Consider the following 16,537-nt stretch of genomic DNA (forward strand, 5'->3'; position numbering starts at 1 on the left):
GTTGGTACAGCTATGCCAAGGGAAAAAATACTAAATGTTGTCAGGACTTAAATGTGAATTGTACAAGCTTATTTAGCATGATGGAACAATTAGGCGTTAAATTGTAGATATAGAATTAGAGTTTCAAACTCCTGGCGAAGTTTTCATTAGTTTAATAGTAATAATTACTGCCTTATATTTAACGAAAATACCTACTGGAAACGGCGGGTATTTTTTTCTTTCTAATATAATTCCTTTTAAAGCTCAGGTAAACGTAATGAAGAACTAGAATAAATTATAGTATCTATTAAATGTAGCACTTATTGAATAAATCAACATAACCTTTTGCTTTTTTGAATTGTTTGATGGGCTGATTAAAGGATGTACATTGAATAAGCCTTTTTGGCAAATAGAAAAAAACACATTTTATTTCTATTTAAATATATAACGAATTTTGTTGATTGGAGTGGAGAGCGGCGACTCCAGCGGGAACAGCGCGAGCTGAAAGTCCCGCAGGAACGTAGTGACGAGGAGATTGAAGCCGTGCACGCGGAAAGCGTCCGCTCGGAACGGAAGTCAACGGTTAGTAGAATACATTACATTTTTAGACATGCCTATTTTTTGTAGAAATCAATGATGAACTATGATAATATACTGGTATTAGTACCAAGTGCTAATCCGGAAGGGTGAATCGAGTGAGAGTGCCAAAAAGGGAGAGGCAGCGCCAGCTTGAAGTGAGCCTCGAACAAAATCCTTTTCTGACAGACGAAGAATTATCCAAGCAATTTAACGTTAGCGTTCAGACGATACGATTAGATCGATTGGAATGTGGAATACCGGAATTGCGTGAACGATTGAAAACCGTGGCTGCACGAACAATAGATGCTGAAGTGAAATCTCTCCAATCCGATGAGGTGATTGGTGACATCATAGATATTGAGCTGGATAAGAGGGCCGTTTCCATATTCGATGTAACGGACGATCATGTTTTCCGTAGAAGTGGGATCACTCGTGGCCACCATTTATTCGCACAGGCAAATTCATTGGCGGTTGCAGTTCTCGATGATGATCTTGCTTTGACTGTCACATCGGACCTCCATTTCCTGAAACCCGTCAGATCGGGTGATCGGGTCATTGCACGTGCCATCGTTGATAAAGAGCGTTCAAATGATAAAAGGACTTTTGTCGATGTCATCTCGACCGTCGAAAACGAGACGGTTTTCACCGGTGAATTCCAGATGTATCAAACTACGGACCACAGCAGGAGGGAATTAAGATGATCATTGCATTGGATGGAATGGGCGGAGATCATGCACCAGGTGAGATTATTGAAGGCGCACTTCTGAGCCTATCTGAATTTGATGATATACATATACATATTTATGGAAATGAAGAAAAGATGGCGCCGTATTTGAAAGAACATGGACGCTTGAAAGTAATTCATTGTACAGAAAAAATCGAAGCGGACGATGAGCCGGTCCGTGCAATCAGAAGGAAGAAAGATGCCTCCATGGTGAGGATGGCGCAAGCTGTGAAAGACGGAGAAGCCGATGCATGCGTCTCTGCCGGGAATACCGGAGCGCTAATGGCAGCCGGGCTATTCATCGTAGGACGGATCGAAGGCATCGATCGCCCGGCGTTATCGCCGACCTTGCCGACAATCGATGGACAAGGTTTCGTCTTCTTGGATGTCGGCGCAAATTCTGACGCAAAGCCTACTCATTTACAGCAATATGCAATTATGGGAAGCATTTATGCGGAAAAAGTGCGTGGCATTCAAAAGCCCCGCGTCGGACTTTTGAATATCGGCACCGAAGAAGGCAAAGGGAACGAACTGACGAAAGCTGCATACAAACTTCTTTCAGAAGCGCCTATTCATTTTATCGGTAACGTCGAATCGAGGGACATTCTAAGCGGTGCGGCGGATGTCATTGTGACGGATGGATTTACAGGAAATATGGTGTTGAAGACAATTGAAGGGACAGCAGCCGGTTTCTTTTCGATGCTGAAAGAAGTATATGGAGCCTCGTTGAAGTCCAAGCTTTCAGCGGCATTGGTGAAAGATGACCTTCGCGGATTGAAAAAGAAAATGGATTACACCGAGTATGGCGGTGCGGGATTATTCGGGTTGAATTCCCCTGTCATCAAGGCACACGGTTCCTCAAATGCCAATGCGATTTATAATGCAATTAGACAAGCGAGGAAAATGGTCGAATTCGATGTGTGCGGAACAATTAGAGAGACAGTAGGAAAGGTGGATGCGGAATGACGAAAATAGCGTTTATTTTCCCAGGACAAGGTTCTCAGTCTGTCGGAATGGGAGCAGAACTATTCAATAGTGGCGGGAATTTCCTGGAACGAGCGGATGAAGTATTGCAGTTCGGCTTAAGCCGTTTGATTACAGAAGGTCCCCAAGAGGAACTGACATTGACATATAATGCTCAGCCTGCACTGTTGACAGTCGGCGCCATGATCGCTTCAAGGCTTGTTGAGGAAGGCATTACACCTGACTATACTGCTGGACATAGTCTAGGTGAGTATACTGCCCTCGTCGCTTCAGGAGTTCTTTCCTTCGAGGATGGAGTGTCAGTCGTCCATAAGCGCGGCTTATTCATGAACGATGCGGTACCTGCAGGTGAAGGAGCGATGGCGGCTATTCTTGGACTGGATGGCGAAAAGCTTCAGGAAGTGACAGATTCCATAACGGCTAAAGGCGATGCGGTCCAACCGGCCAATTTGAACTGTCCTGGACAAATTGTCATATCGGGAACGAAAGCAGGCGTCGAGAAAGCTTGTGTCGAGCTTAAGGAAGCGGGAGCGAAAAGAGCGATACCACTGGATGTGAGCGGACCATTCCACTCTTCCCTTATGAAGCCTGCAGCGGAACGTCTGAAAAATGCGTTGGATGAAGTAGGAATGAAGGATGCTTCCATCCCGGTCGTTGCAAATGTAAACGCTAAAACGGTTTCCGATCACGAGGAGATCAAGCAGCTCCTCGTGGAACAATTATACTCCCCGGTTCGTTGGGAAGACTCCGTTCGTGAATTGATTAACCTTGGCGTTACACATTTCATTGAATGCGGCCCTGGAAAAGTGCTCAGCGGCCTTGTAAAGAAAATAGATCGATCTGTTACAGTGCTTCCTGTCTATGACGAAGAGTCATTGCAAGCAGTCATCGATGCAGCGAAAGGGTGGGAATGATGGGTAGATTTGAAGGGAAATCAGCGATCGTCACTGGTGCCTCAAGAGGAATTGGGCGCGAGATTGCAATTTTGCTAGGAAAAGAAGGCGCGCGCGTTGCAGTGAACTATAGCGGCAGCAAAGAAAAAGCGGAAGAAGTCGTTGAATTGATTAAGCAATCCGGTGGAGACGCTTTTGCTATCCAAGCGAACGTTTCGGATTCCGAACAAGTGAAAGAAATGATTGATGAGACATTGAAAACGTTCGGTTCTATTGATATGCTCGTAAATAATGCAGGAATTACTCGTGATAATTTGTTAATGCGAATGAAGGAAGACGAATGGGATGACGTTATCAACATAAATCTGAAAGGCGTGTTCCTCTGTACGAAAGCTGTGACACGCCAAATGATGAAACAGCGTGCCGGGAAGATTGTCAACCTTGCATCGATCGTCGGCGTCATCGGCAATCCAGGACAGGCAAATTATGTAGCTGCAAAAGCCGGTGTTATTGGCTTGACGAAGACGACCGCGAGAGAACTTGCGACAAGGAATATTACTGTGAACGCAGTTGCACCAGGTTTCATTACAACAGATATGACTGAAGCTCTTCCCGAGGAAGTTAAAGCACAAATGTTGGGCTCCATTCCTTTGGGTAAACTAGGATCAGCTGAAGACGTCGCAGGCGCAGTAGCATTCCTACTGTCAGACGATGCAAACTATATTACAGGACAAACCATCCATGTTGATGGTGGTATGGTGATGTAAGGGACCTACGCTTTTCTAGTGTCCAGCTGCGGGTGGCAGCTGCTCGGGTCATAAGCCAGTCATGCTGTGCGGCAAAGATCGCCGCTTCGCATGCCCGTCTTATACCTGTCGCAGCTACACGCCACCCTCCGCATTTCTATTGTGCAGCTTCGGGCGCTAGCCCCTCGAGTCGCTTCGGTCTTGAATCAAATGGCAAAGAACGCCTTTTGTTCAAGCCCTCCAGCGCTTGTCGGGGCAAAGCAAGCGCCCTACGCTTTTCATTGAGAGGAGGTGACTATGTTGTCAGTACTTGAACGTGTAACGAAAGTGGTTGTCGACCGACTTGGTGTCGATGAAAGCGAAGTAAAACCTGAAGCTTCTTTTAAAGACGATCTCGGCGCAGACTCTTTGGATGTCGTTGAGCTAGTTATGGAACTAGAAGATGAATTCGATATGGAAATTTCCGATGACGATGCAGAAAAGATCGGAACTGTAGGCGATGCAGTAAAATATATCGAAGAAAAAGTGAACTAATTTTATCTTGATTCAACAGTTGTCCAAGCTCCCGCTTAATCAAGATAAAGCCTCCGGCGGATGTCAGAGATTTTGAATGGAGTTAATGAAGGCAACCTAAGTTCGCCGCGTCCTGCGGCAACGGTTGCATGACCAACATCCTGTTGGCCTCAAGCGCAATTCAAAATCCCGACGCAATTACGCCGAGGCATAATTGATTAGGAATCCGAAAAAATGTGCGCATCACTGCATGATGCACTTCCAATGAGATGCTTTCAACCTTTCTTGCGATTTGAAGGGATGAAAGTATCTCTTTTCGGTTTTGCATGTATGACGTGAACAATGTAAAATTAAATGGACTACGAAGTGAAAGGCAGAATCTTGATGACTAATAAACGGAATGTAAAAAGTAAATACCCAACAGTTCCACTTCCAAGCGAGGTGCGGAAAAAATTTGAAGACTTGCAAGGGCGCCTTGACATCCACTTTAAAGACGAAACGCTCCTTTATAATGCATTCACCCATTCGTCCTACGTCAACGAACATCGTCGAAAAAATTTCACGGATAATGAAAGACTTGAGTTCCTTGGAGATGCCGTTCTGGAACTCGGTGTTTCCCGATTCCTTTACGCGACTGAACCGAATATGAGCGAAGGCGAGTTGACAAAGCTGCGGGCAGCCATCGTTTGTGAGCCATCACTCGTCAAGTTTTCGAATGAACTGCACTTCGGTGAATTCATCTTGCTTGGCAAAGGTGAAGAACAAACCGGCGGAAGATTGCGTCCGGCATTGCTTGCAGACGTATTTGAAGCGTATATCGGTGCGTTGTTTTTGGATCAGGGAATGGAACCGGTCACCAAATTCCTTGAAAAGGTTGTATTCCCGAAAATCGGGGACGGTGCTTTTTCGCATGTGATGGATTATAAAAGCCGCTTGCAGGAAATCGTGCAACAGACGAACAGCGGCAGCTTGAATTATGAAATTATAGAAGAGAAGGGTCCTGCGCATGCGAAAAAGTTTGTCACCGTCGTAAGATTGGAAAATCGTGAACTTGGTACCGGAATCGGAAGATCGAAAAAAGAAGCCGAGCAGGAAGCGGCCCGTCAAGCCATCCAAGTATTAAAAGGAAATGAGGCCGAAGGAGAGAACTGATTGTGTTTCTAAAAAGAGTTGAAATTATTGGTTTCAAATCATTTGCCGACAGGATTGGCATCGATTTCGTACCAGGCGTAACAGCCATTGTAGGACCGAACGGCAGTGGAAAAAGCAATATCACCGACGCAATCCGTTGGGTGCTCGGTGAACAATCCGCCAAATCCCTTCGCGGTGCAAAAATGGAGGATGTTATATTTGCAGGCAGTGATTCCCGAAAACCGCTGAATTTTGCGGAAGTGACTCTGATCCTGGATAACACGAATGGGCTCTTCCCGCTCGATTACACAGAAATCAGCGTCAGCCGCCGGGTCTTCCGTTCGGGAGAAAGCAATTACTTATTGAACGGTCAACAATGCCGTTTGAAGGACATCAATGATGTCTTCATGGATTCAGGGTTAGGTAAGGAAGCGTTTTCTATCATATCCCAAGGCCGTGTCGACGAAATCCTAAACAGCAGGCCTGAAGATAGACGCAGTATTTTTGACGAGGCAGCGGGTGTCTTGAAATATAAAACACGGAAGAGGAAGGCAGAGCATAAGCTTTTCGAAACGGAGGACAACCTGGATCGTGTACTGGATATCCTTAAAGAACTTGATTCAAGAATCGGTCCACTCGAAAAGAATGCGGAAGCGGCAGAAAGACATCTAGTGCTCTCAACAGAAATCAGGGAAGCTGATGTCCGTCTTCTGAATTACGATGGAGCGAAATTACGTGAGGAAATCATTGCGAAAACTGAGCTGATCGAAGAAAAAAGGTTGCATCGCGAACAATTGGTGGCGGAGATCGCCAAAGTTGAGCAAGAATCGAATGCGTACAAGATTCGTTTAGAGCAAATCGACCGAAATATTGAGTCACTCCAAAAACAGTTGGTGGAAATTAGTGCTGAAGCTGAGAAGTGGGAAGGGCGCCGGCTATTATCGCTTGAAAAGCAGAAGAATTCGGAGCAGCAGCTAAATAGGATCCGCCAAGAGTTGGCAGATGTGAAAAAGGGTAAAGAAGACGTTGTTGTTAAATTGGCCGCGGCGAAAGAGAAATTGGCCATTACAGGATCTTCTTTGGACAAAATTAATTCGGAGATAAATGAAATTGCGCAAATCCTGAAAAGATCGGCAAAAGAGACCGAAGAGGAAATTGATGAACTGAAGTCATCCTATATTGAAATGCTGAACGAAGAAGCGACGATCCGGAATGACTTGAAGCATATTGAAGAACGGATGCAAGGGGAAAAGACTTCGTCAGTCCGCATATCGGAACAAACTTCCTTGTTAAAGAGCAAGCTTCAAGAGTTACAGGGAAGAAGGTCTATCCAATCTGCCGAGCTTTCTTCCTTGCAAGAAAAATTGGAGAAAGCGGAATCGGCATTTAGTAAATCCGAAAAATTATATCGCGAGTCGGAAGAAGAACTGGGAATCCAGCAGCAATTCATGCAAAATGCGATGAACAAGCAGTCCGAAATGCAGGGGAGATTGCGAGCGCTTCAAAGTTTGGAGGCGGATTTTTCAGGATTCTATTCAGGCGTCAGAGCCGTACTCATTGCAGCAAAAGAAGGCAAGCTGGCTGGTGTTGATGGGGCTGTTGCAGAACTCATTACTGTGGATGATCCCCATATTAAAGCGATTGAAACAGCTTTAGGCGGTGCGATGCAGCATATCGTCACAACTACGGAATCGGAAGCTCGAAATGCGATCGGATATTTGAAGCAGAGAAACGCCGGTCGTGCGACGTTTTTGCCGCGTGATGTCATAAAATCCAGGAAAATCCCAATTGCGTCACTCCGTATTGTGGAGCAACATCCGGAGTTTATCGGAACGGCTGATCAACTTGTGAAGACAGATTCAGCCTTTTCAATCATCACTGAAAATCTTCTTGGCATGACCATCGTTGCAAAAACGCTGGCCGGAGCTTCCGCTATTGCCAAGATGCTAGCATATAAATTCCGTATAGTAACACTTGACGGAGATGTTGTGAATGCCGGTGGTTCCCTTACCGGGGGTGGAGCGAAAGGGCAGTCGACCGTATTTTCCAGAAAAGCGGAGTTGGAGACGCTCAGCGCCCAACTTAAGAAAATGACTAATTCTATTGAAATGGCAAACAGCAAAATTGGTGATTCAAAGATGGCTGTCGCCCAGCATATGCATGATACGGAAAGATATCGTCATCTAAGGGATTCCTTAAGGCAGGAATTGGTTTCAAAAGATTCAGCTCTACGTGAACTGAATATGGAAATCAGGGCGATCGAGTCTGAAATCTCGTTAGCCGAAAGAGGAATCGCCGGCTCGGAAAACGTGGGTGCGGAACTACTGAATAGGAAAAAGGCATTGCTCGAACGCCACGAATCGATCAAATCATCACTCGATTCCACTCAAACAGAAGTGGAAACACTTGAGCGGTTGGCTGCAAATCGACGGAACGAGGAAGCGGCCCTGATGACCAAAAATAGTGAGCTTCGTGAGCAGGCGGCCATCCTACGCGAACAGAAAGGGCACCAACAGGCGACAATTTTCGATATGGAGCAAACACTTATTCAATTAGAAGAAAAGATGTCCGCCTTGGAAGTAGATCGGGATATTTACACCGAACATGAATTAGGCATCGATCTAACGCCAGAGGAAATCGCGGCGCAGATAGAAAGGTCTACGAAGGAGAAGTCTTCGATTGAACAATCCCTGTCTGGGGAACGTAACAGCAGGAGCAAAATTGCATCTGCGCTCGAAAAGCAGGCGGAATTGCTGAAAAATATTCGCAACGATGAAGGGAAGGCGGTCTCTTCTCTGAATGAAATCAATGTTGCCGTCTCGCGTCTTGAAGTGAAATATGAATCCATCACAAATCGCCTTTTGGATGAGTATGGACTTTATCCTGATTTCGAATCCGGGAGCGATTTTGACGTGGATGCAACAAGAGATCGGGTCGACGAATTAAAAAGCGAGATCGAGTCGCTCGGTTCCGTCAATCCGAGTGCAATTCAGGAGTTCAAAGAAGTTTCTGAGCGTCATGCGTTTTTAACTGAACAACGGAACGATCTTCTGGAGGCGAAGAATACACTCAATGATGCAATGTCTGAAATGGACCGTGAAATGGAAGCGCGGTTCAGTACGACGTTCAATGCGGTAAGGAATCGGTTCCATGTCGTCTTTAAAGAAATGTTTGGTGGTGGGGATGCGGACTTGATCCTTACACAGCCTGACAACCTGCTGGAAACAGGGGTTGAGATCGTTGCAAGGCCACCAGGCAAAAAGTTGCAGAACTTGAGCCTGTTATCAGGCGGTGAAAGAGCGCTTACGGCAATCACATTGCTGTTTTCAATCATTGAAGTGCGGCCTGTACCATTTTGCATTTTGGATGAAGTCGAAGCGGCGCTCGACGAAGCGAATGTCATCCGTTACAGTAAATACTTGAAGAAGTTCTCGGATAACACTCAATTCATCGTCATCACCCATAGGAAAGGGACGATGGAAGGGGCGGATGTTTTGTATGGAATCACAATGCAGGAGTCGGGAGTATCAAAGCTGATTTCCGTGAAGCTCTCCGAAGTTCCCGCTGAAGTGTTGGGATAGTCTTCAATAGTATCAGGAAAAGGAGAGAGTCGATTTGACTTTTTTTAAGAAGCTGAAAGAGAAAATTACGGGCACCAATGAAACGGTAACTGAAAAATTCAAGGACGGCCTTTCGAAGACCAGGAATTCATTCACCTCTAAAGTGAATGACCTTGTGGCACGTTTCCGTGAGGTCGATGAGGAGTTTTTCGAAGAGCTTGAGGAACTGCTGTTGCAGGCGGATGTTGGCGTCGAAACAGTCATGGAGCTTGTCGATCAATTACGATGGGAAGTTCAAAGGAAAAACATTAAGAACACCGAGGGCATCCAATCGGTCATTTCTGAAAAACTCGTGGAAATATATAAAGCTGGAGAAGAACTGGACACCGAATTGAATATGCAAGATGATTTGACTGTCATTTTGATGGTAGGCGTCAACGGAGTAGGAAAGACAACGACAATCGGGAAGCTTGCAGCACGTCTTAAAGAAGAAGGAAAGACCGTCATGCTTGCGGCTGGAGATACATTCCGGGCAGGGGCGATCGATCAGCTAGTCGTTTGGGGCGATCGTGTCGGCGTCGAAGTGATTAGACAATCGGAAGGTTCCGATCCTGCCGCTGTCATGTATGATGCAATCCGGGCTGCAAAAAGCCGGAAGGTGGATGTACTGATTTGCGATACTGCCGGCAGGTTGCAAAACAAAGTGAACCTGATGAACGAACTCGAGAAAGTACATCGAGTAATCGGCAAGGAAATCGAAGGTGCTCCTCATGAGGTCCTCCTCGCACTGGACGCGACGACTGGCCAAAATGCATTGATCCAGGCGCAGACGTTCAAAGAGGCTACGAATGTCACTGGAATCGTTCTTACAAAGCTTGACGGGACTGCGAAAGGCGGAATTGTTTTAGCGATCCGCAATAAACTTAAAATTCCGGTCAAATTTGTAGGACTTGGTGAAGGCATGGATGACTTGCAGCCATTTGATCCGGAGAAATATGTTTACGGACTCTTCGCTGAAGGCCTTGAAAAAGAAGCTGAGTAATATTTCTCCATCTTTGTAGTCGAGCTTCGGAAGGCAACTGCTCGGGTCACTTCGGTCAGGAGATAAATGCATCAAGTAAATTTACTTGACAGTTCAATTCAAGCATACTAAGATAAGCAGAGGGGGCGAAGCGCTATGCTTGAAAAAACAACACGCGTCAACTTCCTCTATGATTTCTATCAGACACTGTTGACCGAAAAACAACGGATTTACATGCAGCTCTATTACCTAGACGACCTGTCTCTCGGTGAAATTGCCGAAGAATACGGAGTGTCGAGACAAGCTGTCTACGACAATGTCCGAAGAACAGAAGCTATGCTGGAAGACTACGAAGAAAAATTGAAGCTTTTCTCCAAATTCCGGAACCGGATGGAGATTATCGAGAAGCTGGAACAGCATGTGTTCAGTAATGATGAAGCATCCAGTGAAGTACAGATGTTGCTGAACGCATTGAAAGATCATGAATAGGGGGTTCTGTGCATGGCATTTGAAGGTTTGGCCCAGCGCCTGCAAGGGACGCTTCAAAAAATAAAGGGCAAAGGAAAGATCAGTGAAGCCGACGTCAAGGAAATGATGCGCGAAGTGCGTTTTGCACTTATCGAAGCAGACGTTAACTTGAAAGTCGTAAAAGAATTTGTCAAGACGGTCAGTGAGCGTGCTGTCGGGCAGGACGTCATGAAGAGCCTGACACCCGGCCAACAGGTCGTGAAAATCGTCAAAGACGAATTGACGAATTTGATGGGCGGAGAACAGAATCCGATCCAGTTCGCAAGGAAATCACCGACAGTCATCATGATGGTCGGTCTGCAAGGGGCAGGGAAAACAACGACGACGGGCAAGCTCGCGACAGTTCTTCGAAAACGCCATAATAAGAAGCCGCTTCTTGTGGCGGCGGATGTTTATCGTCCAGCTGCGATCCAACAGTTGGAGACGCTCGGAAAACAATTGACGATGCCGGTATTTTCATTGGGCACGGATGTCTCTCCGGTTGAAATTGCACGCCAAGCGATTGCAGAAGCCGAAAAGGAACATCACGACGTCGTTATCATCGATACGGCGGGCCGTTTGCATGTCGATGAAAACCTCATGCAGGAATTGAAGGATATCCGGGAATTGAGTAAGCCTGACGAAGTATTCCTCGTCGTCGATGCAATGACAGGGCAGGATGCCGTCAATGTGGCAAAGTCGTTCGACGAAGCAATTGGCATTACAGGAGTCGTCCTCACGAAACTGGACGGCGACACACGCGGAGGCGCTGCATTATCCATCCGTTCCGTTACGCAGAAACCGATCAAGTTCGTAGGTATGGGCGAGAAGATGGACGCCTTGGAACCGTTCCATCCCGAGCGGATGGCTTCTCGGATTCTAGGGATGGGTGACGTCATGTCACTCATCGAAAAGGCGCAGGAGAATGTCGATGAGGAGAAGGCGAAGGAACTAGAACAGAAGTTCCGCACGCAAACATTCACACTTGATGACTTTTTGGACCAACTTCAGCAAGTGAAGAAGATGGGCCCTCTTGATGAAATATTGAAAATGATGCCGGGAATGAACAAAATCAAAGGGCTTGAAAATGCACAAGTCGATGAAAGCCAAATGGGGCGCGTCGAAGCAGTCATCCGTTCGATGACAATTGCTGAACGCACAACACCCGAAATCATCAATGCAAACAGACGTAAGCGGATTGCGAAAGGATCAGGAACTTCTATCCAGGAAGTGAACCGTCTATTGAAGCAATTCGAAGACATGAAAAAGATGGTCAAACAAATGACCAACATGCAGCAAAAAGGCAAAAAGAAAATGAAAATGCCTGGTTTCGACTCTTTATTTAGGTAAATTTTAATTTTGATTCTAGGAAGCTTCTTTGATTGAAGCGAAAGGCGGCGACTCCTGCCAAAGCCGTAACGAAGAACGGCTTTTGCGAGTAAAAGCGTAGCGTTACGAGCAGGCTGCCTTAATTTCTGCAAAAGGCGCAGAAATTAAGGCCAATCGAACCTTGCGCTGTTCGATTGGCTGAAGCCAAGCCCGCGGAAAGCGTCCGCCTGTAGCGGAAATCAACGCAATTTCAAGGTGTTAAGAAAAAACACTTTACAAACATGAAAAACCTTGATAATATACTATCTTGTGTGAAACTATTCGGAGGTGCAAGAAAAAATGTCAGTAAAAATTCGTCTTAAACGTATGGGAGCAAAGAAAACTCCTTTCTATCGTATTGTTGTAGCAGATTCACGTTCACCACGTGATGGCCGTCAAATCGAAACAGTAGGTACTTATAACCCGCTTACAAAACCTGCTGAAGTGAAAATCGATGAAGAATTGGCTCTTAAATGGCTTCAAAACGGTGCTAAACCATCTGATACAGTTCGTAACCTGTTCTCAGAACAAGGCATCATGGAGAAATTCCACAACGCTAAATACGGTAAATAATCAGGAGGGGTGGACATGAAGCAGCTGATTGAAACGATTGTCAAACCTTTGGTCGATCATCCCGGAGACGTTCAGGTCGACAAGGATGAGCAACATCATCGTGTCACTTACAAACTTTCCGTTAATCCTGAAGATATGGGGAAAGTGATCGGAAAGCAGGGGCGTGTCGCCAAGGCGATACGTACTATTGTTTATTCAGCAGCAGGAAGTCGCCACGGTAAGAAAGTTTACCTTGATATCATCGAATGATGAAAATCAGTCTTGGACAACGGGTTTACACGGATAGGCTAATGCCGTCCCTGAGAAACCAACACAAAAAAGGAGGGAGCTCATGTTCCTTCCTTTTTTGTCTACTTAAGCTTAAGGAATGCATCCAAGTCCCTAATGAAAAGGAAGGTGTATTGTATGCAATGGTTCAACGTTGGTAAAATTGTCAACACACATGGAATACAAGGAGAAGTGCGCGTTATCTCGCGTACCGATTTCCCGGATGAAAGATATGCAGTCGGAAATGAACTCTCTTTATTCATGCCGAATGAAAAAAAACCGATTAAATTGATTGTAGCAAGCCATCGCCGCCATAAGAACTTCGACCTCCTCACGTTTGAAGGCCATATCAATATCAATGATGTTGAGAAGTATCGGGATGGTTTATTGAAAGTTTCCGAAAAGCAACTTGGTGATCTTGATGAAGGGGAGTTTTACTACCATGAAATCATCGGATGCACTGTTTATACGGATGTTGGTGAAGAGCTCGGTGCAGTGACGGATATACTGGCGACAGGCGCCAATGATGTGTGGACTGTCACACCGAAGACTGGAAAGTCGCATTACATCCCGTATATCGAAGATGTTGTCAAAGAAATTGATATTGAGAAGAAACAAATTATTATCGAGCCGATGGAAGGTCTGCTGTCATGATGAAAATAGACGTTCTCTCGCTGTTTCCGGAAATGTTCGAAGGTGTTCTCCACTCCTCCATTATGAAGAAGGCGCAGGAGAACGAAGCCGTTTCTTTCAATGTGACGGATTTCAGGGAATTCTCCGGTAACAAGCATCATAAAGTGGACGACTATCCATATGGCGGCGGCGCGGGTATGGTGTTGAAGCCCGAACCGCTCTTTGCGGCGGTCGAATCCCTCGCTCTCGATACGTCGAAGAGACCGCGAGTCATCCTCATGTGCCCTCAAGGCGCCAGATTCAATCAGAAAAAGGCCGAGGAGCTCTCAAGGGAAGAACATCTAGTCTTCCTCTGCGGGCATTACGAAGGCTATGACGAACGCATTCGAGAACATCTCGTTACAGACGAGATATCCCTCGGCGACTTCGTTCTGACAGGCGGGGAGATTGCATCCATGGCAATCATCGACAGCGTCGTCAGACTCTTGCCGAATGTTTTGGGCAATACAGATTCCCCTGTCCACGATTCATTCTCGACAGGACTCCTCGAGCATCCTCAATACACAAGACCTGCCGATTTCAATGGCATGAAAGTACCTGACGTCCTATTATCAGGAAACCACGGCGAAATCGAAAAATGGCGCCAAGAACAATCACTAAAACGCACATTCGAACGCAGAAGAGATCTTCTCGAAGAAGCTCCATTAACAGAACACCAACAGAAAGTATTAAAGCAGCTAATTAGTGAGGAATCCGATCGATAGGAAGTTCCGTTGATTGTAGCGGAAGCCGGCGACTCCGGCGGGAACAGCACGAGCTGAAAGCCCCGCAGGAACGAAGTGACGAGGAGATTGAAGCCGTGCCCGCGGAAAGCGTCCGGCTGAAGCGGAAATCAACTTTTAAGGCTTGCACATGCCATCCCTTTATGATAATATCTACTATGTACTTCTATTGGAAGTACATACTGACTGGTGTTCCGCTGCAAAGGCAACAAGTGCAAGAGCATCTGTGGATAAGGAGAGAAAAACATGCAAAACATTATTGCAGAAGTAACAAAAGACCAACTTCGTTCAGATCATCCTGATTTCCGTCCTGGGGATACTGTCCGCTTGCACGTGAAAATCGTTGAGGGCACGCGTGAGCGTATCCAGCTCTTCGAAGGAGTTGTCATCAAGCGTCGTGGAGGCGGAATCAGTGAAACATTCACAGTCCGTAAAATCTCCAACGGTGTAGGTGTTGAACGTACATTCCCTGTACACACACCGAAAATCGCTAAACTAGAAGTTACTCGTCGCGGTAAAGTCCGTCGTGCGAAATTGTACTACCTTCGCAACCTTCGCGGAAAAGCTGCACGTATCAAAGAAATCCGATAAAATTCAAACAGCGGGGATTGCATCTCCGCTGTTTCCTATTCATGAGGAGACCAAAAAGATGGTCTCCTTTCTTTTTGCCTCCATACTGAATAGAATGTACAATGAAGGTAGTGACTTGGCAGGAGGCTTTGTGATGAATGAACAGAAAAAGAAAAATGAAACTTGGGAATGGATCAAGGCGCTTTTAATTGCGTTTGGATTAGCGGCAATCATCCGTATATTTCTATTCACACCGATTGTTGTGGATGGCATTTCAATGATGCCCACGCTTGAACATGGCGATAAAATGATTGTGAACAAAATCGGTTACACACTCGGAAAACCCGAACGTTTTGATATCGTCGTCTTCCATGCCCCTGAAAAGAAGGATTATATTAAGAGGGTCATCGGTCTCCCGGGAGATAAAGTGGAGTATAAGGACGATATTCTTTACATTAATGATCAACCATATGAGGAACCGTATCTTGATCAATATAAAGCCGAGATTCCAGATGGCACGTTGACCGAAGATTTCACACTAGAAGAGAAAATCGGAATGCAGACGGTCCCTGAAGGCCATGTCTTCGTTATGGGCGATAACCGCCGAAAAAGTAAAGATTCCAGGCATATCGGTGCAGTGCCGATCGATGAAATCATAGGAAGCACAAAATTCATATTCTGGCCGATCAGTGATTTCGGCAAGGTGGACTGAAGGAAGGGGGATGAAACAATGACCATACAATGGTTTCCAGGCCATATGGCAAAAGCCAGACGTGAAGTGACGGAACAATTGAAGCTCGTCGACATCGTCTTCGAATTGATCGATGCCCGATTGCCCCTATCATCGAGAAATCCGATGATCGATGAAGTTATCCAGCAAAAACCGAGACTGCTCATTTTGAATAAGATGGACCTAGCTGACGAGAGGGAGACGGAGCGGTGGATCAGACACTTCGAATCGGAAGGTATCCGGGCTGTCGCCATAAATTCCTTCGAAGGAAAAGGGCTGCAGACCGTAACAAAGGCAGCGAAGGAAATATTGGCTCCAAAAATTGAGCGGCTGAAAAAGAGGGGCATTCGACCAGGAGCAATCCGCGCCATGATCGTCGGGATCCCCAACGTCGGGAAGTCTACGTTGATCAACCGGCTTGCGAAGAAAAACATTGCAAAGACAGGCAACAAGCCGGGTGTCACGAAAGCACAGCAATGGATTAAGTTCGAGAAGGAACTGGAATTGCTCGACACGCCGGGAATCCTTTGGCCGAAATTTGAAGACCAAGCCGTAGGGTATAAACTTGCATTGACAGGTGCAATTAAGGATACGATCGTCAATATGGAAAACTTGGCAGTCTTCGGACTCCGCTTTCTTGAGGAGCATTATCCGGATCGGCTTGAAAAGCGGTATGGCATTACAGCTGTAGGTGAGGACATCCAAAAGATATTCCATTCCATAGGCGAATCCCGAAAGACGTATACACAAGGCGGCGAAATCGATTATGACAAAGTGGCTGAACTGATTGTCCAAGACATCCGCAGTGAGCTGCTTGGCAAGCTGACTTTCGATTTCACATCAGATTTATCAAAACAGGTCGATGAAGTCACGGACTAATCCCGTGACAATCGACCTTTTCTTATTGAATAACAATCACAATCAGAAATCCTGTCCGATATAAAAAGAGAATGTTTGTCTGAAGTACGGCAAATCGA

Annotated in this window: 17 protein-coding genes; all 17 read left to right on the forward strand. The window is 46.0% G+C overall.

Features of this window, described 5'->3' with window-relative positions:
- The first annotated feature begins 674 nt into the window (after positions 1 to 674).
- The 17 genes from fapR to ylqF all read left to right on the forward strand — a co-directional run bounded on the left by fapR (position 675) and on the right by ylqF (position 16,439).
- Complete coding sequence (fapR, locus tag M3193_RS01470) at positions 675 to 1,259, forward strand: transcription factor FapR (protein WP_251623937.1); 585 nt, start codon at positions 675 to 677, stop codon at positions 1,257 to 1,259.
- A complete protein-coding gene (plsX, locus tag M3193_RS01475) occupies positions 1,256 to 2,248 on the forward strand; it encodes a phosphate acyltransferase PlsX (RefSeq protein WP_251623939.1) in 993 nt (330 codons plus the stop codon). Before fapR ends, plsX begins: the two co-directional genes overlap by 4 nt.
- Complete coding sequence (fabD, locus tag M3193_RS01480) at positions 2,245 to 3,180, forward strand: ACP S-malonyltransferase (protein ID WP_251623940.1); 936 nt, start codon at positions 2,245 to 2,247, stop codon at positions 3,178 to 3,180. Before plsX ends, fabD begins: the two co-directional genes overlap by 4 nt.
- Positions 3,180 to 3,926, forward strand: coding sequence for a 3-oxoacyl-[acyl-carrier-protein] reductase (gene fabG / locus M3193_RS01485; RefSeq protein ID WP_251623942.1), 747 nt, complete (start codon positions 3,180 to 3,182; stop codon positions 3,924 to 3,926). The genes fabD and fabG overlap by 1 nt, the downstream gene beginning before the upstream one ends.
- A gap of 276 nt (positions 3,927 to 4,202) precedes the next feature.
- Entirely contained in the window at positions 4,203 to 4,439 is a 237-nt protein-coding gene (locus tag M3193_RS01490) for an acyl carrier protein (RefSeq protein WP_060209057.1), read from the forward strand.
- Positions 4,440 to 4,802: 363 nt separating this feature from the next.
- Positions 4,803 to 5,570, forward strand: a complete 768-nt coding sequence (gene rnc, locus M3193_RS01495) for a ribonuclease III (protein ID WP_251623944.1) — start codon at positions 4,803 to 4,805, stop codon at positions 5,568 to 5,570.
- 2 nt (positions 5,571 to 5,572) lie between these two features.
- On the forward strand, positions 5,573 to 9,130 hold the full coding sequence (gene smc, locus M3193_RS01500; RefSeq protein ID WP_251623945.1) for a chromosome segregation protein SMC: 3,558 nt from the start codon (positions 5,573 to 5,575) through the stop codon (positions 9,128 to 9,130).
- Between the two features lie 34 nt (positions 9,131 to 9,164).
- The gene (ftsY, locus tag M3193_RS01505; protein WP_251623946.1) at positions 9,165 to 10,151 is read left to right on the forward strand and encodes a signal recognition particle-docking protein FtsY; all 987 of its coding nucleotides are present in this window, start codon (positions 9,165 to 9,167) and stop codon (positions 10,149 to 10,151) included.
- A gap of 135 nt (positions 10,152 to 10,286) precedes the next feature.
- Positions 10,287 to 10,619, forward strand: a complete 333-nt coding sequence (locus tag M3193_RS01510; RefSeq protein ID WP_251623947.1) for a putative DNA-binding protein — start codon at positions 10,287 to 10,289, stop codon at positions 10,617 to 10,619.
- Between the two features lie 12 nt (positions 10,620 to 10,631).
- Positions 10,632 to 11,987 carry a signal recognition particle protein gene (gene ffh / locus M3193_RS01515; RefSeq protein ID WP_251623948.1) on the forward strand — a complete coding sequence of 452 codons (1,356 nt, stop codon included), beginning with the start codon at positions 10,632 to 10,634 and terminating at the stop codon, positions 11,985 to 11,987.
- Positions 11,988 to 12,305: 318 nt separating this feature from the next.
- Positions 12,306 to 12,578 (forward strand): 30S ribosomal protein S16, encoded by a 273-nt coding sequence (gene rpsP, locus M3193_RS01520; protein WP_060209070.1) that lies wholly within the window; start codon positions 12,306 to 12,308, stop codon positions 12,576 to 12,578.
- Between the two features lie 15 nt (positions 12,579 to 12,593).
- On the forward strand, positions 12,594 to 12,827 hold the full coding sequence (locus M3193_RS01525; protein WP_251623949.1) for a KH domain-containing protein: 234 nt from the start codon (positions 12,594 to 12,596) through the stop codon (positions 12,825 to 12,827).
- Positions 12,828 to 12,983: 156 nt separating this feature from the next.
- Complete coding sequence (rimM, locus tag M3193_RS01530) at positions 12,984 to 13,499, forward strand: ribosome maturation factor RimM (protein WP_251623951.1); 516 nt, start codon at positions 12,984 to 12,986, stop codon at positions 13,497 to 13,499.
- The gene (gene trmD, locus M3193_RS01535) at positions 13,499 to 14,242 is read left to right on the forward strand and encodes a tRNA (guanosine(37)-N1)-methyltransferase TrmD (protein WP_251627169.1); all 744 of its coding nucleotides are present in this window, start codon (positions 13,499 to 13,501) and stop codon (positions 14,240 to 14,242) included. Before rimM ends, trmD begins: the two co-directional genes overlap by 1 nt.
- 264 nt (positions 14,243 to 14,506) lie before the next feature.
- Entirely contained in the window at positions 14,507 to 14,851 is a 345-nt protein-coding gene (gene rplS, locus M3193_RS01540; RefSeq protein WP_251623953.1) for a 50S ribosomal protein L19, read from the forward strand.
- A 133-nt stretch (positions 14,852 to 14,984) separates the two neighbouring features.
- Complete coding sequence (gene lepB / locus M3193_RS01545; protein ID WP_251623954.1) at positions 14,985 to 15,542, forward strand: signal peptidase I; 558 nt, start codon at positions 14,985 to 14,987, stop codon at positions 15,540 to 15,542.
- An 18-nt stretch (positions 15,543 to 15,560) separates the two neighbouring features.
- On the forward strand, positions 15,561 to 16,439 hold the full coding sequence (gene ylqF, locus M3193_RS01550; protein ID WP_251623955.1) for a ribosome biogenesis GTPase YlqF: 879 nt from the start codon (positions 15,561 to 15,563) through the stop codon (positions 16,437 to 16,439).
- Positions 16,440 to 16,537 lie beyond the last annotated feature (98 nt).

Source organism: Sporosarcina luteola, from assembly GCF_023715585.1.
Taxonomy (GTDB): Bacteria; Bacillota; Bacilli; order Bacillales_A; family Planococcaceae; genus Sporosarcina; species Sporosarcina luteola_D.

Coding starts and splice junctions, on each gene's coding strand:
- plsX (WP_251623939.1), top strand. CDS start 1,256: ATGATCATTGCATTGGATGGAATGGGCGGAGATCATGCACCAGGTGAG.
- fabD (WP_251623940.1), top strand. CDS start 2,245: ATGACGAAAATAGCGTTTATTTTCCCAGGACAAGGTTCTCAGTCTGTC.
- fabG (WP_251623942.1), top strand. CDS start 3,180: ATGGGTAGATTTGAAGGGAAATCAGCGATCGTCACTGGTGCCTCAAGA.
- M3193_RS01490 (WP_060209057.1), top strand. CDS start 4,203: ATGTTGTCAGTACTTGAACGTGTAACGAAAGTGGTTGTCGACCGACTT.
- rnc (WP_251623944.1), top strand. CDS start 4,803: ATGACTAATAAACGGAATGTAAAAAGTAAATACCCAACAGTTCCACTT.
- M3193_RS01510 (WP_251623947.1), top strand. CDS start 10,287: ATGCTTGAAAAAACAACACGCGTCAACTTCCTCTATGATTTCTATCAG.
- ffh (WP_251623948.1), top strand. CDS start 10,632: ATGGCATTTGAAGGTTTGGCCCAGCGCCTGCAAGGGACGCTTCAAAAA.
- rpsP (WP_060209070.1), top strand. CDS start 12,306: ATGTCAGTAAAAATTCGTCTTAAACGTATGGGAGCAAAGAAAACTCCT.
- M3193_RS01525 (WP_251623949.1), top strand. CDS start 12,594: ATGAAGCAGCTGATTGAAACGATTGTCAAACCTTTGGTCGATCATCCC.
- rimM (WP_251623951.1), top strand. CDS start 12,984: ATGCAATGGTTCAACGTTGGTAAAATTGTCAACACACATGGAATACAA.
- trmD (WP_251627169.1), top strand. CDS start 13,499: ATGAAAATAGACGTTCTCTCGCTGTTTCCGGAAATGTTCGAAGGTGTT.
- rplS (WP_251623953.1), top strand. CDS start 14,507: ATGCAAAACATTATTGCAGAAGTAACAAAAGACCAACTTCGTTCAGAT.
- lepB (WP_251623954.1), top strand. CDS start 14,985: ATGAATGAACAGAAAAAGAAAAATGAAACTTGGGAATGGATCAAGGCG.
- ylqF (WP_251623955.1), top strand. CDS start 15,561: ATGACCATACAATGGTTTCCAGGCCATATGGCAAAAGCCAGACGTGAA.